Origin of the sequence: Methylomonas defluvii (assembly GCF_033949435.1) — a bacterium.
Classification (GTDB): Bacteria; Pseudomonadota; Gammaproteobacteria; order Methylococcales; family Methylomonadaceae; genus Methylomonas; species Methylomonas defluvii.
Genome location: NZ_JAXARY010000025.1, coordinates 45,304 through 65,576 on the forward strand (window position 1 = coordinate 45,304; position 20,273 = coordinate 65,576).

The window sequence follows — 20,273 nt, forward strand, 5'->3', positions numbered from 1 at the left end:
GGTCCCGTATTTCGACCCCGAGCATCGCAGTTTTTTGCAGGATTAGCCCGTTAGGGGAGCGGCAGGGATGCCGCTCGTTGGCGAAGGGGCAGGAAGCCCCTTTCGCCAACCCCTGCAAAAAACTGTGAAGTGCAGGATCAGGGCGAAATCCGGGTGTCTTTTCTTTTGGATACTTTTCTTTGGACAAGCACAAATTCGCTTGGAGCGAATTTGAACAGCCGATAGGCTGGCCCGAAGGGAGAAAACCAAGGATGGTTTTCGTAGCGAAAAGTATCTCGGCTGTCGGGCCGAGACCCGACTTCAAAACAGTCCGTCGCGATTGCGACATCAAATTATGACCATCATCAACCTCTCCCAAGAACCCCACCAAATCCCCACCCTAGCCCAATGGCACCAAGCCGAATGGTCAAACCTGAATCCCGGCCAAACCCTGGAACACCGCATCCAAAAAATGCAGGCTTATTTAAGCAACAAACTAATCCCGAGCACCTTCATATACAAACATGAAGACCAGCTAGCCGGCTCGGCAGCCATCATAGAAAGCGATATGGATACCCGCCCGGAACTGACGCCATGGTTGGCCAGTGTTTACGTGGCCCCCGAATTTCGCCGGCAGGGCATCGGCTCAGAGTTGGTAAAACATGTCATGTTGCAAGCTAAGGCAGCCGGCGTTGCCACGCTCTATCTGTTCACGCCGGATCAGGCCAATTTCTATGCAAAACTTGGCTGGACTGCAATGGCGGAGGAATATTATCGCGACCACTGCGTGACGGTTATGAGCGTGACTCTAAAAGATCCGAATGTTTAGACTTACTCCAAACCGAGAATAAATGCCCATTGCTCGGCATTCACCGGCATGATCGACAGACGGTTGCCGCGGCGCAGCAAGGCCAGATCGCCTAGTTCGGTTTTCAGTTTCAATTCGCGCAGACTGATATTGCGTGATAGCTTTCTGACAAACTTTACATCGACCATGTACCAGGTAGGTTTGTCCGGATTACTTTTCGGGTCAAAATGCTTATCGTCCGGGTCGAACGCGGTAAAGTCCGGATAGGCTTCGCGCACCACTTGCATGATGCCGACGATACCCGGTTCGTCGCAGTTAGAATGATAAAAAAATACCTGATCGCCGATTTTCATGTCGTCACGCATCATGTTTCGGGCTTGGTAGTTGCGGACACCGTCCCAATGCTCGGTTTGGCCGGGTCGATTAAACAAGTCGTCAATGCCGAAGGTGTCGGGTTCTGATTTCATCAGCCAGTAATTCATAGATGTCCACTTTGGGGTTTGTTGTCAGGTTTTTTATTTATCCCAAACTCAGACGCAATCGGCAAGCAAAATCGCGCAAAAGATTGGCCGAAATACCGGTAGTGTCGTGAGTGCTTGAAGCTGTTGAACTATAAACCTTGGCGAGACTCAATTAACCGTTGAAACCACGCTTATTGTGCGCTAAATATTCGCCTGAACTGGTCTAAACTTGACAACCAGCCGGGACCGCATTCAAGCCTATCGTGGTATAGTATCCACACCAGTATTGTCGTTAGATAGATAGTGCTTAAATAAATACATTTCCGCTTCGTTAAATAATGTCAATTAGTCTATTTACGGAGTTTACACTGGCTTGGTTTAAACAACACGGTCGGAGTCTATTATTACGGTAGTTTTTTCCTATTTCATCTGATTTATGTCTGCTAGTATTAAAAAAAGCAAAAGACGTCGCTATATTAGATATGCGATTGATCTAAACGCTTTATTGATAATCGACCAAACTGATACACTGGAATGCCGTATTCTGGATTTTTGTAGCGGTGGATTTTATCTGGTTTTTGATAAAAGTCATCCGCAGATTGCATTGCATAAAAATATAAAAATTCGCTTTTCTATTCAATTGGAGTTCGAGCTAAAAACTTTTGAAGTAGATGCACAAATAACACATATTGGTTCGACGGGAGTAGGTCTTGTCACTGAACAGATGCCCGCCACCACGTTTAATGCGTTAAGAAAAATAGCAAATATTGGATCGCTTTCCTCAACGAATGACAATTTAGATACTTCACCAGACAATTTAAATCAAGAAAATTATAAAAACACATTTAAACAATTTCTAATAGAAAGCTTGCCTTTATTAATCGATAGGTTTTTTGACTCGCTGAGCGATTGCATGGAAGCTGCGAACACGCATGCTGAGTTTTTTTCCAATCCATCGGCTTTTGACGACTTAATTACCACGCTAAAGCTGAATAGAGAGATTATTAGTAGCGAATTTTGTTGTTCTGTTATATATCAGGTTGATTATATTTCCAGTGACAACGAAAAAAACTCAGATGCTTTATATCATGATTCGCTTTCATTAATCGAAAAAGACGACTTTGAAGACTGGTTGAATATGTCGGCTACTATCAGAAAGCTTAAAAACTATTTTGACGACGAGCTTAATCTGTTAGTTAGAGAATTATGCAGGGTGTTTGGTATATTTGATAATGCAGTTAATAATCCAATTGGTCCGGCGGTTTTATGTGATAGTTTTAGGGAAATATTTTTGCAGTTAGAACTGGGGAGTAATATAAAAAAGGCAATTTATAACTGCTTCGAAAAAATCTTAATTATCGAGTTGCCGGGTTTTTATAAGCAAGCAGCTGCGACTTTAGCTAAGTTTGAATCCGCGCGATTGCAAATGCCCGTTCATAATAAGCAGAGCAGCTCCGCTTTTGATACAAAAAATAGCGATAAACAGCAAGTTTATTTCAATGACTATTTGGATGCCGAACCGCTGGTCGTTCACAAAGCTATTCAACCTTTAAGCCAGGTTACAGGCAAATTACTGAACCTGTTAACCGAAACAATGGCCGTATCTACCGATACCCAGCGCAAGGAAAATACCCTGCCGGTCAATAATGTCCAGCAAGTATTCGACCCAGCGGAAGTTTTATCTGCGATTGCGAAAATCCAAAAGGATATAACCGCCAAATCGGGCCTTCATTTAGATACTACAACACTGCAAAAAAGCCTTGCCGATAAATTACAAGCTGATAATCCGGAGGCAAAATCGTTGGCCGCAAACGATGTTCAGCGTCTTGAACTGTATGGTAGGTTTTTTGATGCCTTGTTTGGTGAGCTTGAGTTTTCTAAAGACATTAAAGATTATTTGGAAAGTATTCATTTACCTCTATTGTCATTGCCCATGCAAGGTAATGATTTTCTGGATTCCGAGTCTCACCCAGCCCGAAAAATACTGAATCAACTAGCTGTTCTGGAACCTGCGATTAAAAGCAATAGGGTAATCAAAAATACTAATATAAAAAATACTGTAGAAAAAGCAATAGCGCGGATTTCCGCTGAGTCCATTAGCAATCCTAATGTTTTCACTGAAGTCGAGCATGAATTGGATAGCGTCACTAAGCAGTGGACAAAATCCAATGAAACCAACGTCAAACGCATAATAGAGCCTTACGAAGGCCAACAAAAATTGGAGGCGGCAAGGCTAACTATTCAGCAGGAAGTTGATAAACGTATAGCCGGCCGTTCTGTACCATCGATTATTCCCACGCTACTTGGCGCTGGATGGCAAGACCTGTTAGTGATTGCCGAATTAAATAAGGAAGCTAAGCCTGAGGAAAAAGCCTCTTATCTCAAAGTAATTGACGATTTACTATTTTGGCTTTACGAACAGGATTCGTTTCTGAATATGCAATCGGTCAGCATTCATACCACACTCAAATTTATCGAAGAGAATCTAGGTACGGTTTGTCCAAACTTATTCAAACGCGATAATGTTATTGAAGAATTGTTTGCGTTACTGGTGGGTAGCGGTGTGCCAAAAGTTAGGAAGCCGATGGATACCGTCAGAATTCCCGCGCCTAGATCCATGCAGGACATTATAGAATCTGAATGGGCAGCGCAAGTTTCACAATTACAGGTGGGCGAATGGCTGATAATCTATAGAGGCTCCGAAGGTTTTGAACCGATGAAACTGGTTTGGATAGGCGATATTTTACCAATTTGCGTTTTTGTTAATCGCGATGGACTGACTAAGTTAGAGCTTAATAAGACCGAGTTGGCACTACTTTTGGAAAATGGCGGAGCGAATAGAATAGAAAGCCTGGATGTGCCTTTAATGGATCGCGCGACTAACCAAATGTTGCAAAACATGCATAGCAAGCTGATTTATAACGCTACGCATGACGCGGAAACCGATTTACTCACTAAAGACGAGTTTGTTAAACAGCTAAAAATCGAGCTCGTTAAACTCGACAGTACCGGCCATATCTTGGGTCATATAGAGGTTTTGGATTTTCGCGTCATTACTAATGTTTGCGGCGTCGCTGGCGGCAAACAATTCTTAAAAACGCTCACGCATTTAATCAGCGAGCAGTTGCGTGATGGCGACTTATTCGCGCGAATCGGCGATAAATCTTTCGCAGTGCTGCTAAAAGATTGCGGCGCGCAAACTGCTTATGAGTTATCCAAAAAACTGTTAAAAGTCATTAGTGAATCGCGGTTTCAATGGCAAGATAAAAGCTATACCATCGGTGTGAGTATCGGTTTGGTGCCGTTCGAACAGAACAATTTTGACGTTAACGAGTTGTTACAAAATGCCGATACCGCCAGCATGTCGGCAGAGCGTTCCGGTCCGAATAATGTTTTACTTTTTACACATGATGACGAGAATTTAAAACGTCAAAATAAAATATACGAATGGATAGGCAATATTGACAAGGTATTTTCCGAGAATAGGTTGTTTTTACGTTGCCAAATGATTACCGCGGTCGATGAAACCAGTGCCAGTCATCAACATTACGAAATTTTGCTGGGTATTAAAGACGAAAACGATAATATTATTCCACCCGATCATTTCATACCTGCTGTGGAACGCTGTAAGCGTATGCCGGAAATTGATCAATGGGTCATTACCAATGTGCTTATGTGGATTGAAAATAATAGACATTATTTCGATCATATTGATGGCTTTGCGATCAATTTGTCCGGACAATCTATTAACAGCGAAGAATTTTTAGGGTTTCTTAAAGGAATATTGGAATCAACCAGCGTGCCCACAAATAAACTGACGTTCGAAGTCACGGAAACGGTTGCAGCGGAAAGTTTTTATTTAACAAATAGTTTCATCAAAGCCATCAAGCAGTTTAATTGTAAGTTTTCATTGGATGATTTCGGGTCAGGCTATTCGTCGTATTCCTATCTGAAGAACTTGAATATCGATTATCTGAAAATAGACGGGGCCTTTGTCAAAGACATATTAAACGACAAAGCCGATGTTGCCATCGTTAAATCCATGAATGAAATCGCTCATTCCCTGGGCTTGACGACCATCGCTGAATACGTCGAAAGCAATGAGATTAGAGAGGTTTTAAAAACCATAGGCGTCGACTATGCCCAAGGCTACGGCGTGCATAAACCGATGCCGCTCAGCGAGTTGGTCATCGAACCGCCGCCGAGCGCACCGCTTTTTTCATTTGAAGACACTGAGTTTTGGGGTTTTTGAAAGCGGGGGCGTTTAAAAGACGGTCACACTACTGTTGCCACAAACAATTGCCGCTGACTTTGGCGATTTTTGCCAAGCGTTGTTGGTGCGCCAGTTCTTCCTCGCTACTACAAGCAATGATTTTTAATGGTGCTCTGTCGGCCGATAGTCTAACGATAGCCTGTTCGCCGCCATTGCCGGTGTGATCGCCTTCATCCAGCAAGGAAGCCTGGCCTCCGGTCATCAATAAATAGACGTCCGCCAGGATTTCCGCGTCGAGTAAAGCGCCATGCAATTCGCGGTGACTGTTGTCTATGCCGTAGCGTTTACATAAGGCATCCAAACTGTTTCGCGCGCCGGGGTGTTTTTTCCGGGCGTAAGCCAGGGTGTCGAACACGGTGCTATTGGTTTCGACGCGGCGTTCTTCCCCGGCTAATAGCGCCAATTCGTGATTCAAAAAGCCGACGTCAAACGGTGCGTTGTGAATGATCAGCTCCGCACCCTGAGTAAAGCGCATAAAGTCTTCGACGACATTGGCGAAGCGCGGCTTATCTTTTAAAAATTCGTTGGTGATGCCATGCACTTCGATGGCGCCGGCATCGATTTCCCGGTCCGGATTCAGATAGACGTGGAAATGATTACGGGTCAAACGGCGGTTAATCAGTTCCACGCAGCCGATTTCGATAATCTTATGGCCTTCCTTGGGGTTGATGCCGGTGGTTTCGGTATCCAGCACCACTTGCCGGATTTGGCGGGGTTTTTGACTCATGGCTTATCCTATCCGCAAAACGCTTTGAGCAGTTCGCTCTGCACTTGATAAATGGCTTGATCGTCGGCGCGCAAATGCCGGTACTGGCCGTCGCTTTGCAATTGCCAGGCTTGGGCGTTATCTCTGAGATACGCATCCAGGTCGTTAAGAATGCGTTCGGCAATCCGTTTGTCGGCGATAGGGAAACAGACCTCCACGCGGCGGAACATATTGCGGTTCATTAAATCGGCGCTGGATGCGTAAACCGCCCAATCGCCGCCGTTACAAAACGCATAGATGCGGGTGTGTTCCAGGAAGCGGCCGACGATGGAGCGTACTTCGATATTCTCTGAAACCCCCGGCACGCCCGGCCGCAAGCAACAGACGCCGCGCACGATCATTTTGATTTCCACGCCGGCTTGCGAGGCGCGGTACAGCGCTTGAATTGCCTGTTCCTCGACTACGGCATTGACCTTGATAATAATCCTGGCCGGCTTGCCTTTTTTGGCATGCTCGATTTCTCTATCAATCATCTTCAGGATGCCGTGGTGCAAAGTGAACGGCGATTGCAGCAGCTTATTCAGTTTGCTGACCTTGCCCAAACTGGTCAATTGCATGAATACCCGGCGCACGTCTTCGCCCAATTCTTTTTCGCAGGTAAATAATCCGTAGTCGGTATAAAGCCGGGCAGTTTTAGGGTGGTAGTTGCCGGTGCCCAGATGCACATAATTGCGTAATGTGCTGCCTTCCTTGCGCAAAACCATGCACATTTTGGCGTGGGTTTTATACCCTACCACGCCGTACACCACGTGAGCCGCGGCTTCTTGCAGTTTTGCGGCCAGACCAATGTTGTCCTTTTCATCGAAACGCGCCCGCAACTCGATGACCACCGTGACTTCCTTACCGGCGCGGGCGGCTTTGATCAAGGCCGCGACGATAGGCGAGTCCACGCCGGTGCGGTACAAGGTTTGTTTTATGGCTAATACATCTGGATCGGCAGCGGCCTGGCGAATGAAATCCACCACAGGCGAGAACGACTCGTACGGATGGTGCAACAAAATATCCTGTTTGCGGATGCTGGCAAAAATATCCTTATTGCGCCCTAGCGCGGGCGGCACGCTGGATTTGAACGGCGTAAATTTAAGATCGGGCCGTTCGACCATGCTCAAGATGGTTTGCATCCGGCTTAAATTGACCGGACCGTTGGCTAAAAATAAGCGGTCCGGTTTCAAATCAAAGCGCGCCAACAAGAAATTCACGGTCTCTTCGGGACAATTACCGTCGATTTCCAGACGTACTTCATCACCGTAATTGCGCATCGCCAGTTCGCCTTCCACAGCCAGCATCAAGTCGTCGATCGCGTCGTCGTCGACGAAAAAATCGCTGTTGCGGGTGACCCGGAATTGATAACAGCCCTTGACCATCATGCCGTTGAACAACTCGTTGACGAACGCATGAATGATGGAGGACAGAAACACAAAATCGTAAGGCCCGCTATCGGTCTCGGTAACAGGTAATTGCACGATGCGGGGTAGGGCGCGCGGTGCCTGCAAAACCGCCCGGCCGCTGTTACGGCCAAACGCATCTTTGCCGGTTAGGGAGATGATGAAATTTAAACTTTTATTCAGGATGCGCGGAAACGGGTGGGCGGAATCGAGCCCGACTGGGGTCAGAATCGGCAATAGCTCTTCGTTGAAATATTTTTCCAGCCAGGCTTTTTGTGCCGGGCTCCAACGGTCGCGCCGCAAGAAGCGGATATTCTCGGCCTCCATGCAAGGGATCAGTACCTCATTAAGCACGCGATATTGCTCTGCGACCAGTTCGTGGGCTTTGATCGAGATTTTGTCGAATTGCTCGTTAATGGTTAAGCCGTCGGAACTGACCAGATTGGGGTCCATTTCCGCCATTTGTATCAAGCTGGCGACACGTACTTCGTAAAACTCATCCAGATTGGAACAAGAAATGCATAAGTAATTCAGCCGTTCCAATAGCGGCAGCGTTTCGTCCAGGGCTTGCGCGAGCACCCGAAAGTTAAACTCCAATAAGCTGTGTTCGCGGTTGATATAAAGCTCGGGACTATTTAAATCGATGGATTCCATGTCGGCTGCTAGTTTGATTGGGGTCAGTCGATTATAAATGAAATTTTTTGGCCTTGGGTTACAGCGGCGCTTGAGGTCTGGAACTTGCTATAATCGCCGCCGTAAACTTAACCGGACGTTAAAGTCATGAACTTCCCAACCATAGAATCTTTTGTCGGAAATACGCCATTGGTGCGTTTGCAACGCCTGCCGGTCGCCGGTGGCAATACTATTTTGGTGAAGCTGGAAGGTAACAATCCGGCTGGTTCGGTGAAAGATCGGCCAGCCTTAAGCATGATTCAACACGCCGAAGCGCGCGGCGAGATCAAACCCGGCGATCGCTTGATCGAAGCCACTAGCGGCAATACCGGTATTGCCTTGGCGATGGCGGCGGCGATTAAGGGTTATAAGATGACCTTGATCATGCCGGACAATATGAGCGCTGAGCGCATTGCCTCCATGAAAGCCTACGGCGCGGAGATTATCCTGACGCCGGCCAAAGGCAGCATGGAAGCAGCCATCGATCTGGCAAGAGCCATGGAAGCGCGCGGCGAGGGACGGATTCTGGATCAATTCGCCAATCCCGATAATCCTTTGGCGCATTACGAAGGCACCGGTCCGGAAATCTGGCGCGACACGCAGGGTAAGATTACGCATTTCGTCAGTTCCATGGGCACCACCGGCACCATCATGGGGACCTCCCGGTATTTGAAAGAACAAAATCCCGCGGTTCAAATCATCGGCGTGCAGCCGGAAGGCGAATCGAAAATCCCGGGTATTCGCCGCTGGCCTAAGGAATATTTACCTAAAATATACGACGCTGTGCGGGTGGATAGCATCATCGAAGTCAATCAGCTGAACGCGGAAAACACCACCCGAGCCTTGGCTGCACAAGAGGGTATTTTTGCCGGCGTATCTTCTGGCGGTGCGGTTTACGCGGCTTTGCAATTATCCCAACAAATTGAAAATGCCTTGATCGTGGCGATAGTCTGCGACCGGGGCGACCGCTATTTATCCACCGGCATTTTTCCAACCTAAACAACGCAGCTTTATATTGGGTTACACCGCGCTAACCCAACCCACCCAATCGAGCACAATGGCCCACAAGAAAAAACTCCCGTTAGACCCCGTCACCGTTACCATAGAATCTTTGTCCCACGATGGCCGTGGCGTCAGCCACGTCAATGGCAAAGTCGTGTTTATCGACGAAGCCTTGCCCGGCGAAACGCTGGAATTTGTCTACACCGACAGTCGTAAAGACTATGCAGAAGGCAAAGTGGTCAATCTGATCAGCCGGTCTGAGCACCGGGTCGAACCGGCTTGTCCGCATTTCGGCAGTTGCGGCGGTTGCAGTTTTCAACATGTCGATGACGCCGAACAGATCAACTTCAAAGAGGATTTACTGCGCGATCAGTTCCGTCGCATCGGTAAAGTCGAGATTCCGCAAATCTGGGAAGCGCTGACCGGCCCGCATTGGGGTTATCGCAGCAAGGCGCGGATGGGCGTGAAATGGGTGGCAAAAAAGAATAGGGTATTGGTGGGCTTTCGCGAGCGGCGCAATCCGTTTTTAGCGGAAATCGATAGCTGTAAAGTGATGAACTCCATCGTCGGCGAGAAGCTGATTGCTTTGGGCGAGATGATCGCCGGGTTGACGGTGAAAGACAAAATTCCGCAAATCGAAGTGGCGATTGGCGATAAGGAATGCGTACTGGCGTTTCGGGTGCTGGAGCCACCGACCGATGCCGATAAACAAAGGCTGCGCGAATTTGCCCATCAACATCAGGTCAGCATTTGTTTGCAGCCGAAGGGTCCGGATACCATCGTGCCTTTGGACGGCGAGCCGGAAGTCATTCCGAGTTACGCGCTAGCCGAACAAGGCGTTAAGTTCAATTTCCGCCCGGCGATGTTTACTCAGGTCAATTACCAGATCAATCAGAAAATGGTGACACGGGCCTTGGCAGCGCTGGAACTGACCAAGGAAGACAGGGTACTGGATTTATTCTGCGGCTTGGGCAATTTCACTTTACCGCTGGCGACCCAGGCGGGTCAGGTTGTCGGTGTGGAAGGCGACTTGCCGCTGGTCAAGCACGCCCGCGAAAATGCCAAGTTGAATAATCTGGATAATGTCGAGTTTCATGCCGCCGATTTAACCAAGGACTTGAAAGACCAACCCTGGTCCAAGCAAAAATTTACCAAGGTGCTACTGGACCCTTCCCGGGCCGGAGCTTCTGAAGTGCTACACAACTTGAAACATTGGCAGCCGGAGCGCATCGTTTACGTATCCTGCAACCCGTCCACTTTGGCCCGCGATGCCGGGATATTGGTGAACGAGCTCAGTTATAAGCTGGTCAAGGCCGGCGTGATGGATATGTTTCCGCAAACCGCGCATGTCGAATCGATCGCCCTATTTGTAAAATGATCCCTGGTTCTTGGCAATGAACGCATTTGCCGGCATCTCTCGCTATCTGGATGTTTCGATTACCGAGCAACGCCTATGTTTATTAGACAACGGCGCGGTGCTGGCCGAGTATCCGGTCTCAACGGCTAAAAACGGCCCCGGCGAAAAAAAAGGCAGCTACTGCACGCCGACCGGCTGGCATAAAATCCGCGCCAAAATCGGTGCCGGCCTGCCGATCAACAGCGTACTTGCCGGCCGCCGGCCAACCGGCGAAATCTACACGCCGGAGCTGGCAGCGCAGCATCCGCAACGCGACTGGATTCTCAGCCGCATACTCTGGCTGGGAGGCCTGGAACCGGGTAAAAACCGCTACGGCAATGTCGACAGCACCTGGCGCTACATATATATCCATGGTACGCCGGATGAATTGATGCAAGGCAAGCCGGAATCACACGGTTGCCTGCGTATGTTAAACGCCGACCTAATTACCTTGTTCGATCAGGTTGCCGTTGGTTGCCGCGTGTGGATCCATGAATAATCAGCTATTGAAATGCCCCGCATCGTTTTAGGCATCGAATACGACGGCAGCGCTTATGCTGGCTGGCAATGGCAGGACAGTAAAGCGACCGTACAGGGCCAGTTGGAAAAAGCCTTGAGTAGAATAGCCAATCAACCGATTACCGTACTTTGCGCGGGCCGGACCGATGCTGGTGTGCACGCGCTGGAACAAGTGGTGCATTTTGATTGCGAGGTGGAGCGGGATATGCGCGCCTGGTTGATGGGTGGCAACAGCTATCTGCCGGATGACATCCGGATTATCTGGGCGCAAGCGGCGCTCGGCGACTTCCACGCCCGCTACAGCGCCATAGCCCGCGCGTATCGGTATGTGATACTGAACCGGCCGATGAAGTCGGCTTTGCTAAGAACACAGGCCACTTGGTGTTATCAAGCGCTGGATGAGCAAGCCATGCATCAAGCCGCACAGACTCTACTGGGTGAACACGATTTTTCGTCGTTTCGCGCGCAAAGCTGTCAATCGGTCAGCCCCAATCGTTTGATGCATTTTATCGAGGTCTATCGAGTCGAACAGCGCGTGATCATAGATCTTTGCGCCAATGCGTTTCTGCATCACATGGTCAGGAATATCGCCGGAGTATTGATGGAAATTGGCATGGGCCGGCGGCCGGTGGATTGGACTGCTGAACTTTTGGAGACCAAAGACCGTTCCAAAGCCGCGATGACCGCGCCGCCGCATGGTTTGCACCTGGCAGCCGTCTATTACCCGGCGCATTACGCCATTGCCAAAAACACCTTGTTCGATAAACTGCCGGCAGACGCAAAGCGGCATGATTAATCTGGCCTGCGCATCGCGCCTGGCAAGTCGTCTAACTTAAACTTTCTAACAGATTTTCCAGTTCGGTTTTTGCCAGCTTACCTGTCCCGTTTCTCGGAATCTTAGTAACAAAATGAATTTTTCGCGGCAGAAACACGTCATCCAGATAGGGCTGTAGACCCCGCCGAATGGCGTGGTTGTCTAGCCTGCTGACCACAACAGCCGCCAGTCGGCCATTATCCTGGATGAAACAAACACCGTCGTCTACGCCGTCTATATCCAGCAAGCGACGGTTCAGTTCGGTCAGGGACGCGCGCTTGCCGCCAATTTTCACCATGTCTTGATCCCGGCCCAATACGGTAAAACAGCCGTCGGCTTGGATCTGCACAGTGTCTTGCAAAGGCACTGCTATCGGCAAATGCGCAGCTTGCAGACAGCTTTGCCCGCTTTCATCTTGATGCAAGCGGCAACCGTCGTAAGGTCGCCACGGGTTCTCAAGCAAGGTCTCGCGGCTGGCAAACGACAGGGTTTCGGTGCTGCCATAGATTTCGCGGGGGGATTGCCCTAAAATTTCCGCGGTTTCGCCGGCCAGCTTTTCAGATAAGGTATCGGTAGCGGAAATAATGCCGGCCAGATTGTCCCAAGCGCCGGTGGTTTTGATTAAGGAACGCAAATGGGTGGGTGTTGACGCCAGCACAACAGGCCAAGGCGCGGTGTTAATCGTTTGCCGGATGTCTTCGGCGAAAAACGGTCGGTCGTCGTGCAGCACCAACTGAGAAAACAGCGGCCAAAATACCGAGGTTTCCAGACCGTACATATGTTGCGGTGGCGTGGTGGACAACATCAATAGTTGCTGCTTGGCTAATCCCAGGCTGCTGACCGCCATTTCGGCGGAGGTTTTAAAGGTATGCAGGCTATGCGGGCAGGGCTTGGGTTTGCCGGTGCTGCCGGAGGTAAAGGCAATCACGGCGGTGCGCTGCCAGTCGAAATCGGGTGGCGATGCTGCGCTTGCAGCGTTTGGCGCGATGACTTGGAACCAATCCAAACCCGTTTGCTGCGGCGCGTGTTCTCTGGCGATATACGCGCCGGGATAATCGCGCAGAATTTCCAGGATAACCGCCATTTGCCCGGCGGGCGGCAACAAGCAAATCTGTCCGCGTACTGCCGCCGCTAACAGGCAGAGGCAAAACAGGTAGCGGTTTTCGCATAAATTAAATTGATAGGGTCGGTCCGGCAATTGCGCGGCCAGGGCCGCCACGTCAGACCATAATTTGCCGCGGCTTACCACTTGGCCGTTGTAGAGGGCAAATGGTGTCGTGTGGTTAGAAATTGGTGTCTGCGCGGCGGGAGATTTTTGGGTTTCCAGCATTGAACGGAATGTTATTGGGGGCAATGCCGCCAAGTTAGCGCCTATCTTGCTAGGGCTTGTTGTAGAAGTTCGTTCTCGTGCTGGAGAAGTATTTCGCCAATTTAACTTGACGGCATAGCCGTTGTTTCTGAATTTTTGCTGGACGTATTTTAACCGGATAAGAGGGTTGGTAAGTAAATGGATGCAGATGTATTGATTATCGGGGCCGGCCCCTCCGGCAGCGTCGCTGCCAAAATGCTGAAACAACTTGGACACCAGGTGGTGATCCTGGAAAAAGAGCAGTTCCCGCGGTTCTCGATTGGCGAAAGCCTGCTGCCGCAATGCATGGCCTTTATGGAAGCCGCGGATATGCTACCGGCGGTGACGGCGGAAGGTTTTCAATTCAAAAACGGCGCGGCATTTTCCAGAGCCGGCAAACTGACCGAATTCGATTTCACCCAAAAATTCAGCCCAGGCTGGGGCACCACCTTTCAAGTACCGCGCGCCCATTTCGATAAGGTGTTGGCCGACAGCGCCGAGGCGGCCGGCGTGCCTATTCATTATCAACAAACCATCCTGGCAGCCGATTTTAGTAATCCTGAGCAAGCCAGCCTGACCAGCGTCGATGCCAATGGCTTGCACAAGCAGTGGAGGGCAAAGATGGTATTGGATGCCAGCGGTTTTGGTCGGGTATTGCCAAGATTATTGGATCTGGAAACGCCTTCTTCGTTGCCGCCGCGACGCGCGCTGTTCACGCATATCGAGGATCGGATTACTGTATCCGATTACGACCGCAATAAAATTTTAATTGCCATTCATCCGAAATTTCATGAAATCTGGTACTGGCTGATTCCGTTCAGTAACGGCAGAAGCTCGCTCGGTGTGGTGACGCCCGCGGGTTTTCTGGACCAGCGCAGCGGAGAGCCGCTGGAAGTGTTAAAGGACATTGCCTTCGAAGAGCCACGTCTCGCCGAGCTGTTGACCAACGCCCGTTTCGATACCCCGGCTAACACCATCGGCGGCTACTCGGCCAACGTCAAGCAACTCTATGGACAGGGCTTTGCGTTACTCGGCAATGCCGGCGAATTTTTGGATCCGGTGTTTTCATCCGGCGTGACGATTGCGATGAAATCCGCCGCGTTGGCCGTACCCTTGGTTGACCGGCAATTACGCGGTGAGCCGGTAAACTGGTCTATCGAATACGAGCGGGCTTTGCGCAAGGGCATAGAGGTATTTCGGGCTTATGTGGAGGCTTGGTACGATGGCCGTTTTCAGCAAATTATTTTCGAGGAAAATCAGTTGGCCAGCGTCAAGGCCATGATTTGTTCCATTCTTGCTGGCTATGCCTGGGACGAGGAAAACCCCATGACGCAGCGCAGTGCTAAGAAAATCGAGGCCATCTTGGCAACTTATCAAACTGCCTGAGCGGTGTCATTTGTATTTACATGATTTAGGTCTGGTCTGTGCGCTGGGCGGCAGCAAGGCTGACATCTTAGCCGCATGGCTTGCCGGAGGTTCTGTTCAGCCTGTTCCACCGACCTGGCTGGATTCGGCTATTCCCGCATTCGGCGTGCTAACGGAATTACCGGCCATTCCCGCCAAACTTAAACAATACGATTGCCGCAATAACCGTTTGCTGTTGTCGGCGCTTTGCCAGATCGAGTCCGCTATCAGCACCGCCATAGTTCGTTACGGCGCAGATCGCGTTGGCATAGTGGTAGGCACTAGTACCTCGGGGATTGCCGAGGGTGAAAGTGCGGTGCAAGTGTTGCGGGCAAGCGGGAGCATGCCTGGTCACTATCACTACAAGCAGCAGGAATTGGGTGGCGTAGCGGAGTTTTTGGCGGCGTACCTGGACGTTCGCGGCCCGGCCTACACCGTCTCCACCACGTGTTCATCCAGTGCCAATGCCTTGGCTTCCGCGCGCCGCCTGCTGCGCTTGGGCGTCTGCGATGCGGTCGTAGTGGGCGGTGCCGACAGTTTATGCCACACCACGCTGGAAGGCTTTTTTGCATTGGGTGCCCTTAGCAAAACCACTTGCAATCCGTTCAGTAAAAACCGCGACGGCACGACGATAGGCGAAGGTGCGGCTTTATTTTTGATGACGCGCGAGCCTGGAGACATCGCGTTGCTGGGTGTTGGGGCCAGTGCCGATGCCTATCATATTTCTGCGCCGCGCCCTGACGGTAGCTGCGCGTTACTGGCAATGCAGGCGGCATTGGCCGATGCACAGCTAAAGCCTGAGCAAATCGATTACATCAACCTGCACGGCACGGCCACCTGGCAAAACGATGCGATGGAAAATCGGGCGGTTGCGCAGTTGTTCGGTAGCGATACGGCATGCAGCTCCAGCAAACCGTCCACCGGCCATTGTTTGGGTGCGGCCGGTGCGCTGGAAGCAGGTTTATGCTGGTTGCTACTGTCTGATTTACATCAAGAAAGGCGTTTACCTGCGCATCTTTGGGATGGCGAACCTGACCCGGACATGACTCGACTAAACTTGGTCGGGCTGGAAAACCAGCAGCCAAAGCCGCTACAATACTGCCTTAGTAACTCTTTTTCATTCGGCGGAAACAATGTGTCCCTGCTCATTGGACATCCCTGACAGTCCAGCGGCTTTTCCCTATGCCATCGAATCCCTAGTACCTCAGTCCGGGCGTATGGTGCTGTTGGACCGGGTCCTGGAAGTAAGTGACAGCCATATCGTGGTCGAATTGCAGGTGCGCGACGACGGCCTGTTTTCGTGTGGCGATCACAGCGTGCCGGCCTGGGTAGGTTTGGAATACATGGCGCAAACTATTGCCGCCTACTCCGGTTATCACCGCAAGTGCCGAGGCGAAGCGATTGGTTTGGGGTTTTTATTAGGCACTCGCTACTTCGAATGTTCAGTCGGCAGTTTTCCCTGTGGTGCCAAACTGACCGTCAGTGCGGAAAAAATTATCGAGGCCGCCAATGATATGTCCGTGTTTGACTGCACGATAACCGGGAAAAATATTAAGGCCCGCTCGAAGTTGAATGTGTTGCTGCCACAGGATTCGCAAAAATTTCTCGCCGGAAAAGGAATATGAACCAACCCACCATCCTGGTCACGGGATCCAGCCGAGGCATCGGCAAAGCCATCGCCCTGCGCCTTGCTCGCGAGGGCTACGATATTGTGCTGCATTGCCGTAGTCGGCTGAATGAAGCCGAGCAAGTGAAACAACAGATTGTCGAGATGGGCCGCCAGGCGCGCGTACTGAGCTTTGATTTAGCCGACCGCCATGCGGCCAAAGACAGTTTGGAAAACGATATTCAAGCCCATGGCGCCTACTATGGTGTGGTGTGCAATGCCGGCCTTTCCCGAGACAATGCCTTTCCAGCGCTGAGCGGCGAGGATTGGGACCAGGTGTTGCGCAGTAATCTGGATGGTTTTTACAACGTGCTTTATCCGCTGGTTATGCCGATGATACAACGCCGTAAACCGGGACGCATCGTCACGCTGTCTTCCGTGTCCGGTTTAGTCGGCAACCGCGGCCAAGTCAATTACAGCGCGGCCAAAGCCGGCATTATCGGCGCAACCAAAGCGCTGGCGGTGGAGTTGGCGAAACGCAAAATCACCGTCAATTGTGTGGCCCCCGGTTTAATCGAAACCGAGATGCTGGAAGGCTTGCCCCTTGAAGAAGCCCTTGCCGCCGTACCTGCCAAACGCTTAGGCACGCCGGAAGAAGTCGCGGCCTTGGTGGCGTTTTTGATGTCCGAAGATGCCGCTTACATTACCCGGCAAGTGATTTCGGTGAATGGAGGTTTGTGTTGACCCGCCGCGTCGTCGTGACCGGCATGGCCGGTTTTTCGCCAATTGGCAACGATTGGCAGGAAATACGCGGCAGCCTTTTAGCCAAGCAATCCGGCATTCGTTACATTCCGGAATGGGAAATTTATAACGGCCTGCTGACCCGTTTAGCGGGGGCAGTGGAAAATTTCACGCTGCCGGGCCATTACACCCGCAAAAACACCCGCAGCATGGGCCGAGTCTCGTTAATGGCAACTCGGGCTACGGAACTGGCTATGCTTGATGCCGGTTTGCTGGGTGATCCGATTATCAGCAGCGGCCGCACCGGTGTAGCCTACGGTTCGTCAGTCGGATCGACGCCGGCTATCGCCGATTTCGGCAGAATGCTGATTAATCACGACATTGGCAATCTGAATGCCACCACCTATTTAAAGATGATGGGCCACACCACCTGCGCCAACGTGGCCTTGTTTTTTCAGGTGCGCGGCCGGGTCATACCTTCTGTCAGTGCGTGTACCTCAGGCAGTCAGGGCATCGGTTACGCCTACGAAGCGATCAAATATGGTTTGCAGGACGTGATGCTGGCGGGCGGCGCGGAAGAGCTTTGCCCGACCGAAGCGGCGTTATTCGATGCGCTCTACGCCACCAGCACCCGTAACAGCGAACCAAATCTGACTCCGCGGCCTTTCGACCGCGACCGCGACGGTTTGGTGATAGGGGAGGGTGCTTGTACCTTGGTATTGGAGGAACGGGAACGCGCTGTGGCGCGCGGCGCGCGGATCTACGCCGAAGTTGCCGGGTTTGCCACCAATGCCGACGGTGTGCACGCCACGCAGCCCAATGCCGACACAATGCAGGTGGTGATGCGTCTGGCCTTACGGGATGCACAGCTTGAGCCGCAGCAAATTGCTTATATCAGTGCTCACGGCACTGCCACTGAGCAGGGCGACATTGCCGAAAGTCATGCAACGGCCGCAGTGTTTGGCGGCAACACCCCGATTAGCAGTTTGAAAAGTTTCACTGGTCATACCTTGGGTGCTTGTGGGGCCTTGGAAGCCATGGTGGCAATTCAGATGCTGAGGGAAGGCTGGTTTCATCCCAATTTGAACCTGGATAATCTCGATCCGCGTTGTGCCGAGCTGGATTATCTGACCAGCGACGGCCGTCATATCCACGCCGATTACATCGTTAGTAATAATTTTGCGTTTGGCGGCATCAACACATCTTTGGTTTTACAGCGCTGGGATAGCTGAGTTGACCGAGAACATGGCCGAGTCAGGCAGGGAAAGCCGTTTGGCTTTCACAGTAAAGCACTGGTGTTTCTGGCAATCCGCGCCGGAGCCCCAAACCACTAGCTGGCCCAACGGTGAAATATTGCCGTATAACCAAGGTAAGGCCGATGTGGGGTTTTTACCGGCGATGCAAAGGCGCAGATTATCACCTTTAGCCAGAGCGGCCTGCGCTGTGGCCTGGCGCAGTCGTAGCGAAAACGGCGATATGCCCTCGGTATTTTTCTCAAGCCATGGCGAAAGCCAGTATTATTTCGAGATGCTTGAAGAGTTGGCAAAGGGCGAGCATGTTTCGCCTAGCCGCTTCAGCCAGTGCGTGCACAATGCCATCGCCGGCTTGTCCAGTTTCCATAATGCAAGCTATTTACCGTATGTAGCCTTGGCCGGCGGTACGGAAGGGTTGTATGCGGCTTTTCTGGAGGCTGGCGGCATGTTGCTGGATGTTCCCCAAGTTTTGCTTGTCTGCTATGAGCAGCCGTTGCCGGACGCTTATTTACCTTATCTGCCCGGCAGCCAAACCACCTGGGCTTTGGCGATGACGCTGGGGCGATCAGCCAGCGCCGGGCCGCAATTGCAACTGACGCGCGAGCCGGCAAATGGCCCGGCAATACCGGAAAAGGGCTTGCCCAATTTCGTGCAAGCAGTCCTATCCGGCCGGCAAAGCGGATCTTGTCGGCAGGACAGGGCGATCTGGCATTGGCGTATGGACGATGTTTCATGATGCCGATTGCCAGCGGCCTGAGCGATCTGCCGTAACCCAGGGTATAATCCACGTTTGCCGTAGTAATTTATCGCGCGGTTGGCACAGATACTTTGGCGCTTGGAGTGGTGCCAGAGGAACACAATAGCAAACCGATACTCGCTAAATCGAGGCTGTAGAGTGAGTTCCAGGCCGAGTTGAGTATCGCAACAGGAAACAACACCCGTATGAAGACCCAAGAAGACGTATTTGCCACCTTAAGAGAGTTGATGTCGGAAATGTTCGAGTTAACGCCCGAGGACATCACCTTGGAGGCTAACCTGCGGCAGGATTTGGACATCGACAGCATCGATGCGGTGGATTTGATGGTCAGGCTGCGCGAGATTACCGGTAAGCGCATCAATCCCGAGGATTTCAAAAACGCCCGTACCATCCAGGACGTCGTCGATACCGTGCATCGCATCAGTGCTGAATAGGGCTGGATGTTTAAAGATTTTTTCACCAATCGGGTCCCGACCAAGATTCAGGCAAATCCAGACACCCGCATTTGCCCAAAATCCCCAGCAGAGTCTCGGCAAATCATTCTGAATGTGATTATCGGGGCCGCGACGGTCAGCTATCCCTTTCTGATTTGGTTTTCCGCCGATTACTTTCAACCCCGTTCCATGGCTTTAGGGCTGGCCGGATTATTCTTGCTGCGTTATTGGCTGCAAAAGCAGCGCAAATCTGTCGGCATAGCCGAATCTAGGTTGATATTGGCCTGCGCGCTGTTTCTATTGCTGGGCGCACTGGTTAACGATGCCGACTGGCTGCTGGCTTATCCGGTGTTCGTCAGCTTGCTGTTTTTTGCGGTATTTGCCTTCAGTTTGATCCATCCGCCGACGGTAGTGGAACGGCTAGCTAGGCTGGAATTTCCGGATCTGCCCGCCCATGGCGTGCTGTATACCCGGAAAGTGACGCTGGTGTGGAGCGTTTTTTTTCTGGGCAACGCGGCAATTTCCTTGCTGACTATTTGGTATGGCGACCGCTGGTTGTGGAGCCTTTACAATGGTTGTATCTCGTATGTGCTGATGGGTTTGTTAATGGCAGCAGAAATGGCGGTACGCCGCAAGGTGAAGGCCAGCTTTTGAG

The 20,273-nt window shown here is 51.1% G+C and carries 18 protein-coding genes; 14 read left to right on the forward strand and 4 right to left on the reverse strand.

The window, feature by feature from the left end; all coding sequences use genetic code 11:
• Positions 1-334 precede the first annotated feature (334 nt).
• Positions 335-808: a GNAT family N-acetyltransferase gene (locus tag QLH52_RS20850; RefSeq protein WP_319962821.1), complete on the forward strand. Its 474-nt coding sequence runs from the start codon at positions 335-337 to the stop codon at positions 806-808.
• Between the two features lie 2 nt (positions 809-810).
• Here the strand turns inward: QLH52_RS20850 and QLH52_RS20855 are convergent, their stop codons facing one another.
• On the reverse strand, positions 811-1,269 hold the full coding sequence (locus QLH52_RS20855; RefSeq protein WP_319962822.1) for an EVE domain-containing protein: 459 nt from the start codon (positions 1,267-1,269) through the stop codon (positions 811-813).
• 415 nt (positions 1,270-1,684) lie between these two features.
• On the opposite strand from QLH52_RS20855, the gene QLH52_RS20860 reads away from it, so the two are divergent.
• Positions 1,685-5,500 carry a DUF1631 family protein gene (locus QLH52_RS20860; RefSeq protein ID WP_319962823.1) on the forward strand — a complete coding sequence of 1,272 codons (3,816 nt, stop codon included), beginning with the start codon at positions 1,685-1,687 and terminating at the stop codon, positions 5,498-5,500.
• 28 nt (positions 5,501-5,528) lie between these two features.
• On the opposite strand, the gene dnaQ is transcribed toward QLH52_RS20860, so the two are convergent.
• A complete protein-coding gene (gene dnaQ / locus QLH52_RS20865; protein ID WP_319962824.1) occupies positions 5,529-6,248 on the reverse strand; it encodes a DNA polymerase III subunit epsilon in 720 nt (239 codons plus the stop codon).
• 8 nt (positions 6,249-6,256) lie between these two features.
• Positions 6,257-8,326, reverse strand: a complete 2,070-nt coding sequence (gene ppk1, locus QLH52_RS20870) for a polyphosphate kinase 1 (RefSeq protein WP_319962825.1) — start codon at positions 8,324-8,326, stop codon at positions 6,257-6,259.
• 126 nt (positions 8,327-8,452) lie between these two features.
• Between ppk1 and cysM the strand changes: the two genes are divergently transcribed.
• The 4 genes from cysM to truA are packed head-to-tail and all read left to right on the forward strand — an operon-like array spanning position 8,453 to position 12,057.
• The gene (gene cysM, locus QLH52_RS20875; protein WP_319962826.1) at positions 8,453-9,343 is read left to right on the forward strand and encodes a cysteine synthase CysM; all 891 of its coding nucleotides are present in this window, start codon (positions 8,453-8,455) and stop codon (positions 9,341-9,343) included.
• 58 nt (positions 9,344-9,401) lie between these two features.
• Positions 9,402-10,724, forward strand: a complete 1,323-nt coding sequence (gene rlmD / locus QLH52_RS20880; protein WP_319962827.1) for a 23S rRNA (uracil(1939)-C(5))-methyltransferase RlmD — start codon at positions 9,402-9,404, stop codon at positions 10,722-10,724.
• Positions 10,725-10,740: 16 nt separating this feature from the next.
• The gene (locus QLH52_RS20885) at positions 10,741-11,241 is read left to right on the forward strand and encodes a L,D-transpeptidase (protein WP_319962828.1); all 501 of its coding nucleotides are present in this window, start codon (positions 10,741-10,743) and stop codon (positions 11,239-11,241) included.
• A gap of 12 nt (positions 11,242-11,253) precedes the next feature.
• Entirely contained in the window at positions 11,254-12,057 is an 804-nt protein-coding gene (gene truA / locus QLH52_RS20890) for a tRNA pseudouridine(38-40) synthase TruA (RefSeq protein ID WP_319962829.1), read from the forward strand.
• A 31-nt stretch (positions 12,058-12,088) separates the two neighbouring features.
• On the opposite strand, the gene QLH52_RS20895 is transcribed toward truA, so the two are convergent.
• The gene (locus tag QLH52_RS20895; protein WP_319962830.1) at positions 12,089-13,405 is read right to left on the reverse strand and encodes an AMP-binding protein; all 1,317 of its coding nucleotides are present in this window, start codon (positions 13,403-13,405) and stop codon (positions 12,089-12,091) included.
• 177 nt (positions 13,406-13,582) lie between these two features.
• Between QLH52_RS20895 and QLH52_RS20900 the strand changes: the two genes are divergently transcribed.
• The 8 genes from QLH52_RS20900 (at position 13,583) to QLH52_RS20935 (ending at position 20,272) form a co-directional block, all read left to right on the forward strand.
• On the forward strand, positions 13,583-14,809 hold the full coding sequence (locus tag QLH52_RS20900) for an NAD(P)/FAD-dependent oxidoreductase (protein WP_319962831.1): 1,227 nt from the start codon (positions 13,583-13,585) through the stop codon (positions 14,807-14,809).
• A gap of 10 nt (positions 14,810-14,819) precedes the next feature.
• Positions 14,820-15,989 carry a beta-ketoacyl-ACP synthase gene (locus tag QLH52_RS20905; RefSeq protein WP_319962832.1) on the forward strand — a complete coding sequence of 390 codons (1,170 nt, stop codon included), beginning with the start codon at positions 14,820-14,822 and terminating at the stop codon, positions 15,987-15,989.
• Positions 15,961-16,452 carry a hotdog family protein gene (locus QLH52_RS20910; RefSeq protein ID WP_225893097.1) on the forward strand — a complete coding sequence of 164 codons (492 nt, stop codon included), beginning with the start codon at positions 15,961-15,963 and terminating at the stop codon, positions 16,450-16,452. Before QLH52_RS20905 ends, QLH52_RS20910 begins: the two co-directional genes overlap by 29 nt.
• The gene (gene fabG, locus QLH52_RS20915; RefSeq protein WP_033156274.1) at positions 16,449-17,177 is read left to right on the forward strand and encodes a 3-oxoacyl-ACP reductase FabG; all 729 of its coding nucleotides are present in this window, start codon (positions 16,449-16,451) and stop codon (positions 17,175-17,177) included. The genes QLH52_RS20910 and fabG overlap by 4 nt, the downstream gene beginning before the upstream one ends.
• Positions 17,171-18,406 (forward strand): beta-ketoacyl-ACP synthase, encoded by a 1,236-nt coding sequence (locus QLH52_RS20920; protein ID WP_033156273.1) that lies wholly within the window; start codon positions 17,171-17,173, stop codon positions 18,404-18,406. Before fabG ends, QLH52_RS20920 begins: the two co-directional genes overlap by 7 nt.
• A 1-nt stretch (position 18,407) precedes the next feature.
• Positions 18,408-19,163, forward strand: a complete 756-nt coding sequence (locus QLH52_RS20925) for a beta-ketoacyl synthase chain length factor (RefSeq protein WP_319962833.1) — start codon at positions 18,408-18,410, stop codon at positions 19,161-19,163.
• Between the two features lie 206 nt (positions 19,164-19,369).
• Positions 19,370-19,618, forward strand: a complete 249-nt coding sequence (locus QLH52_RS20930) for an acyl carrier protein (RefSeq protein WP_033156272.1) — start codon at positions 19,370-19,372, stop codon at positions 19,616-19,618.
• A 6-nt stretch (positions 19,619-19,624) separates the two neighbouring features.
• Positions 19,625-20,272 carry a COG4648 family protein gene (locus tag QLH52_RS20935; protein ID WP_319962834.1) on the forward strand — a complete coding sequence of 216 codons (648 nt, stop codon included), beginning with the start codon at positions 19,625-19,627 and terminating at the stop codon, positions 20,270-20,272.
• Position 20,273 lies beyond the last annotated feature (1 nt).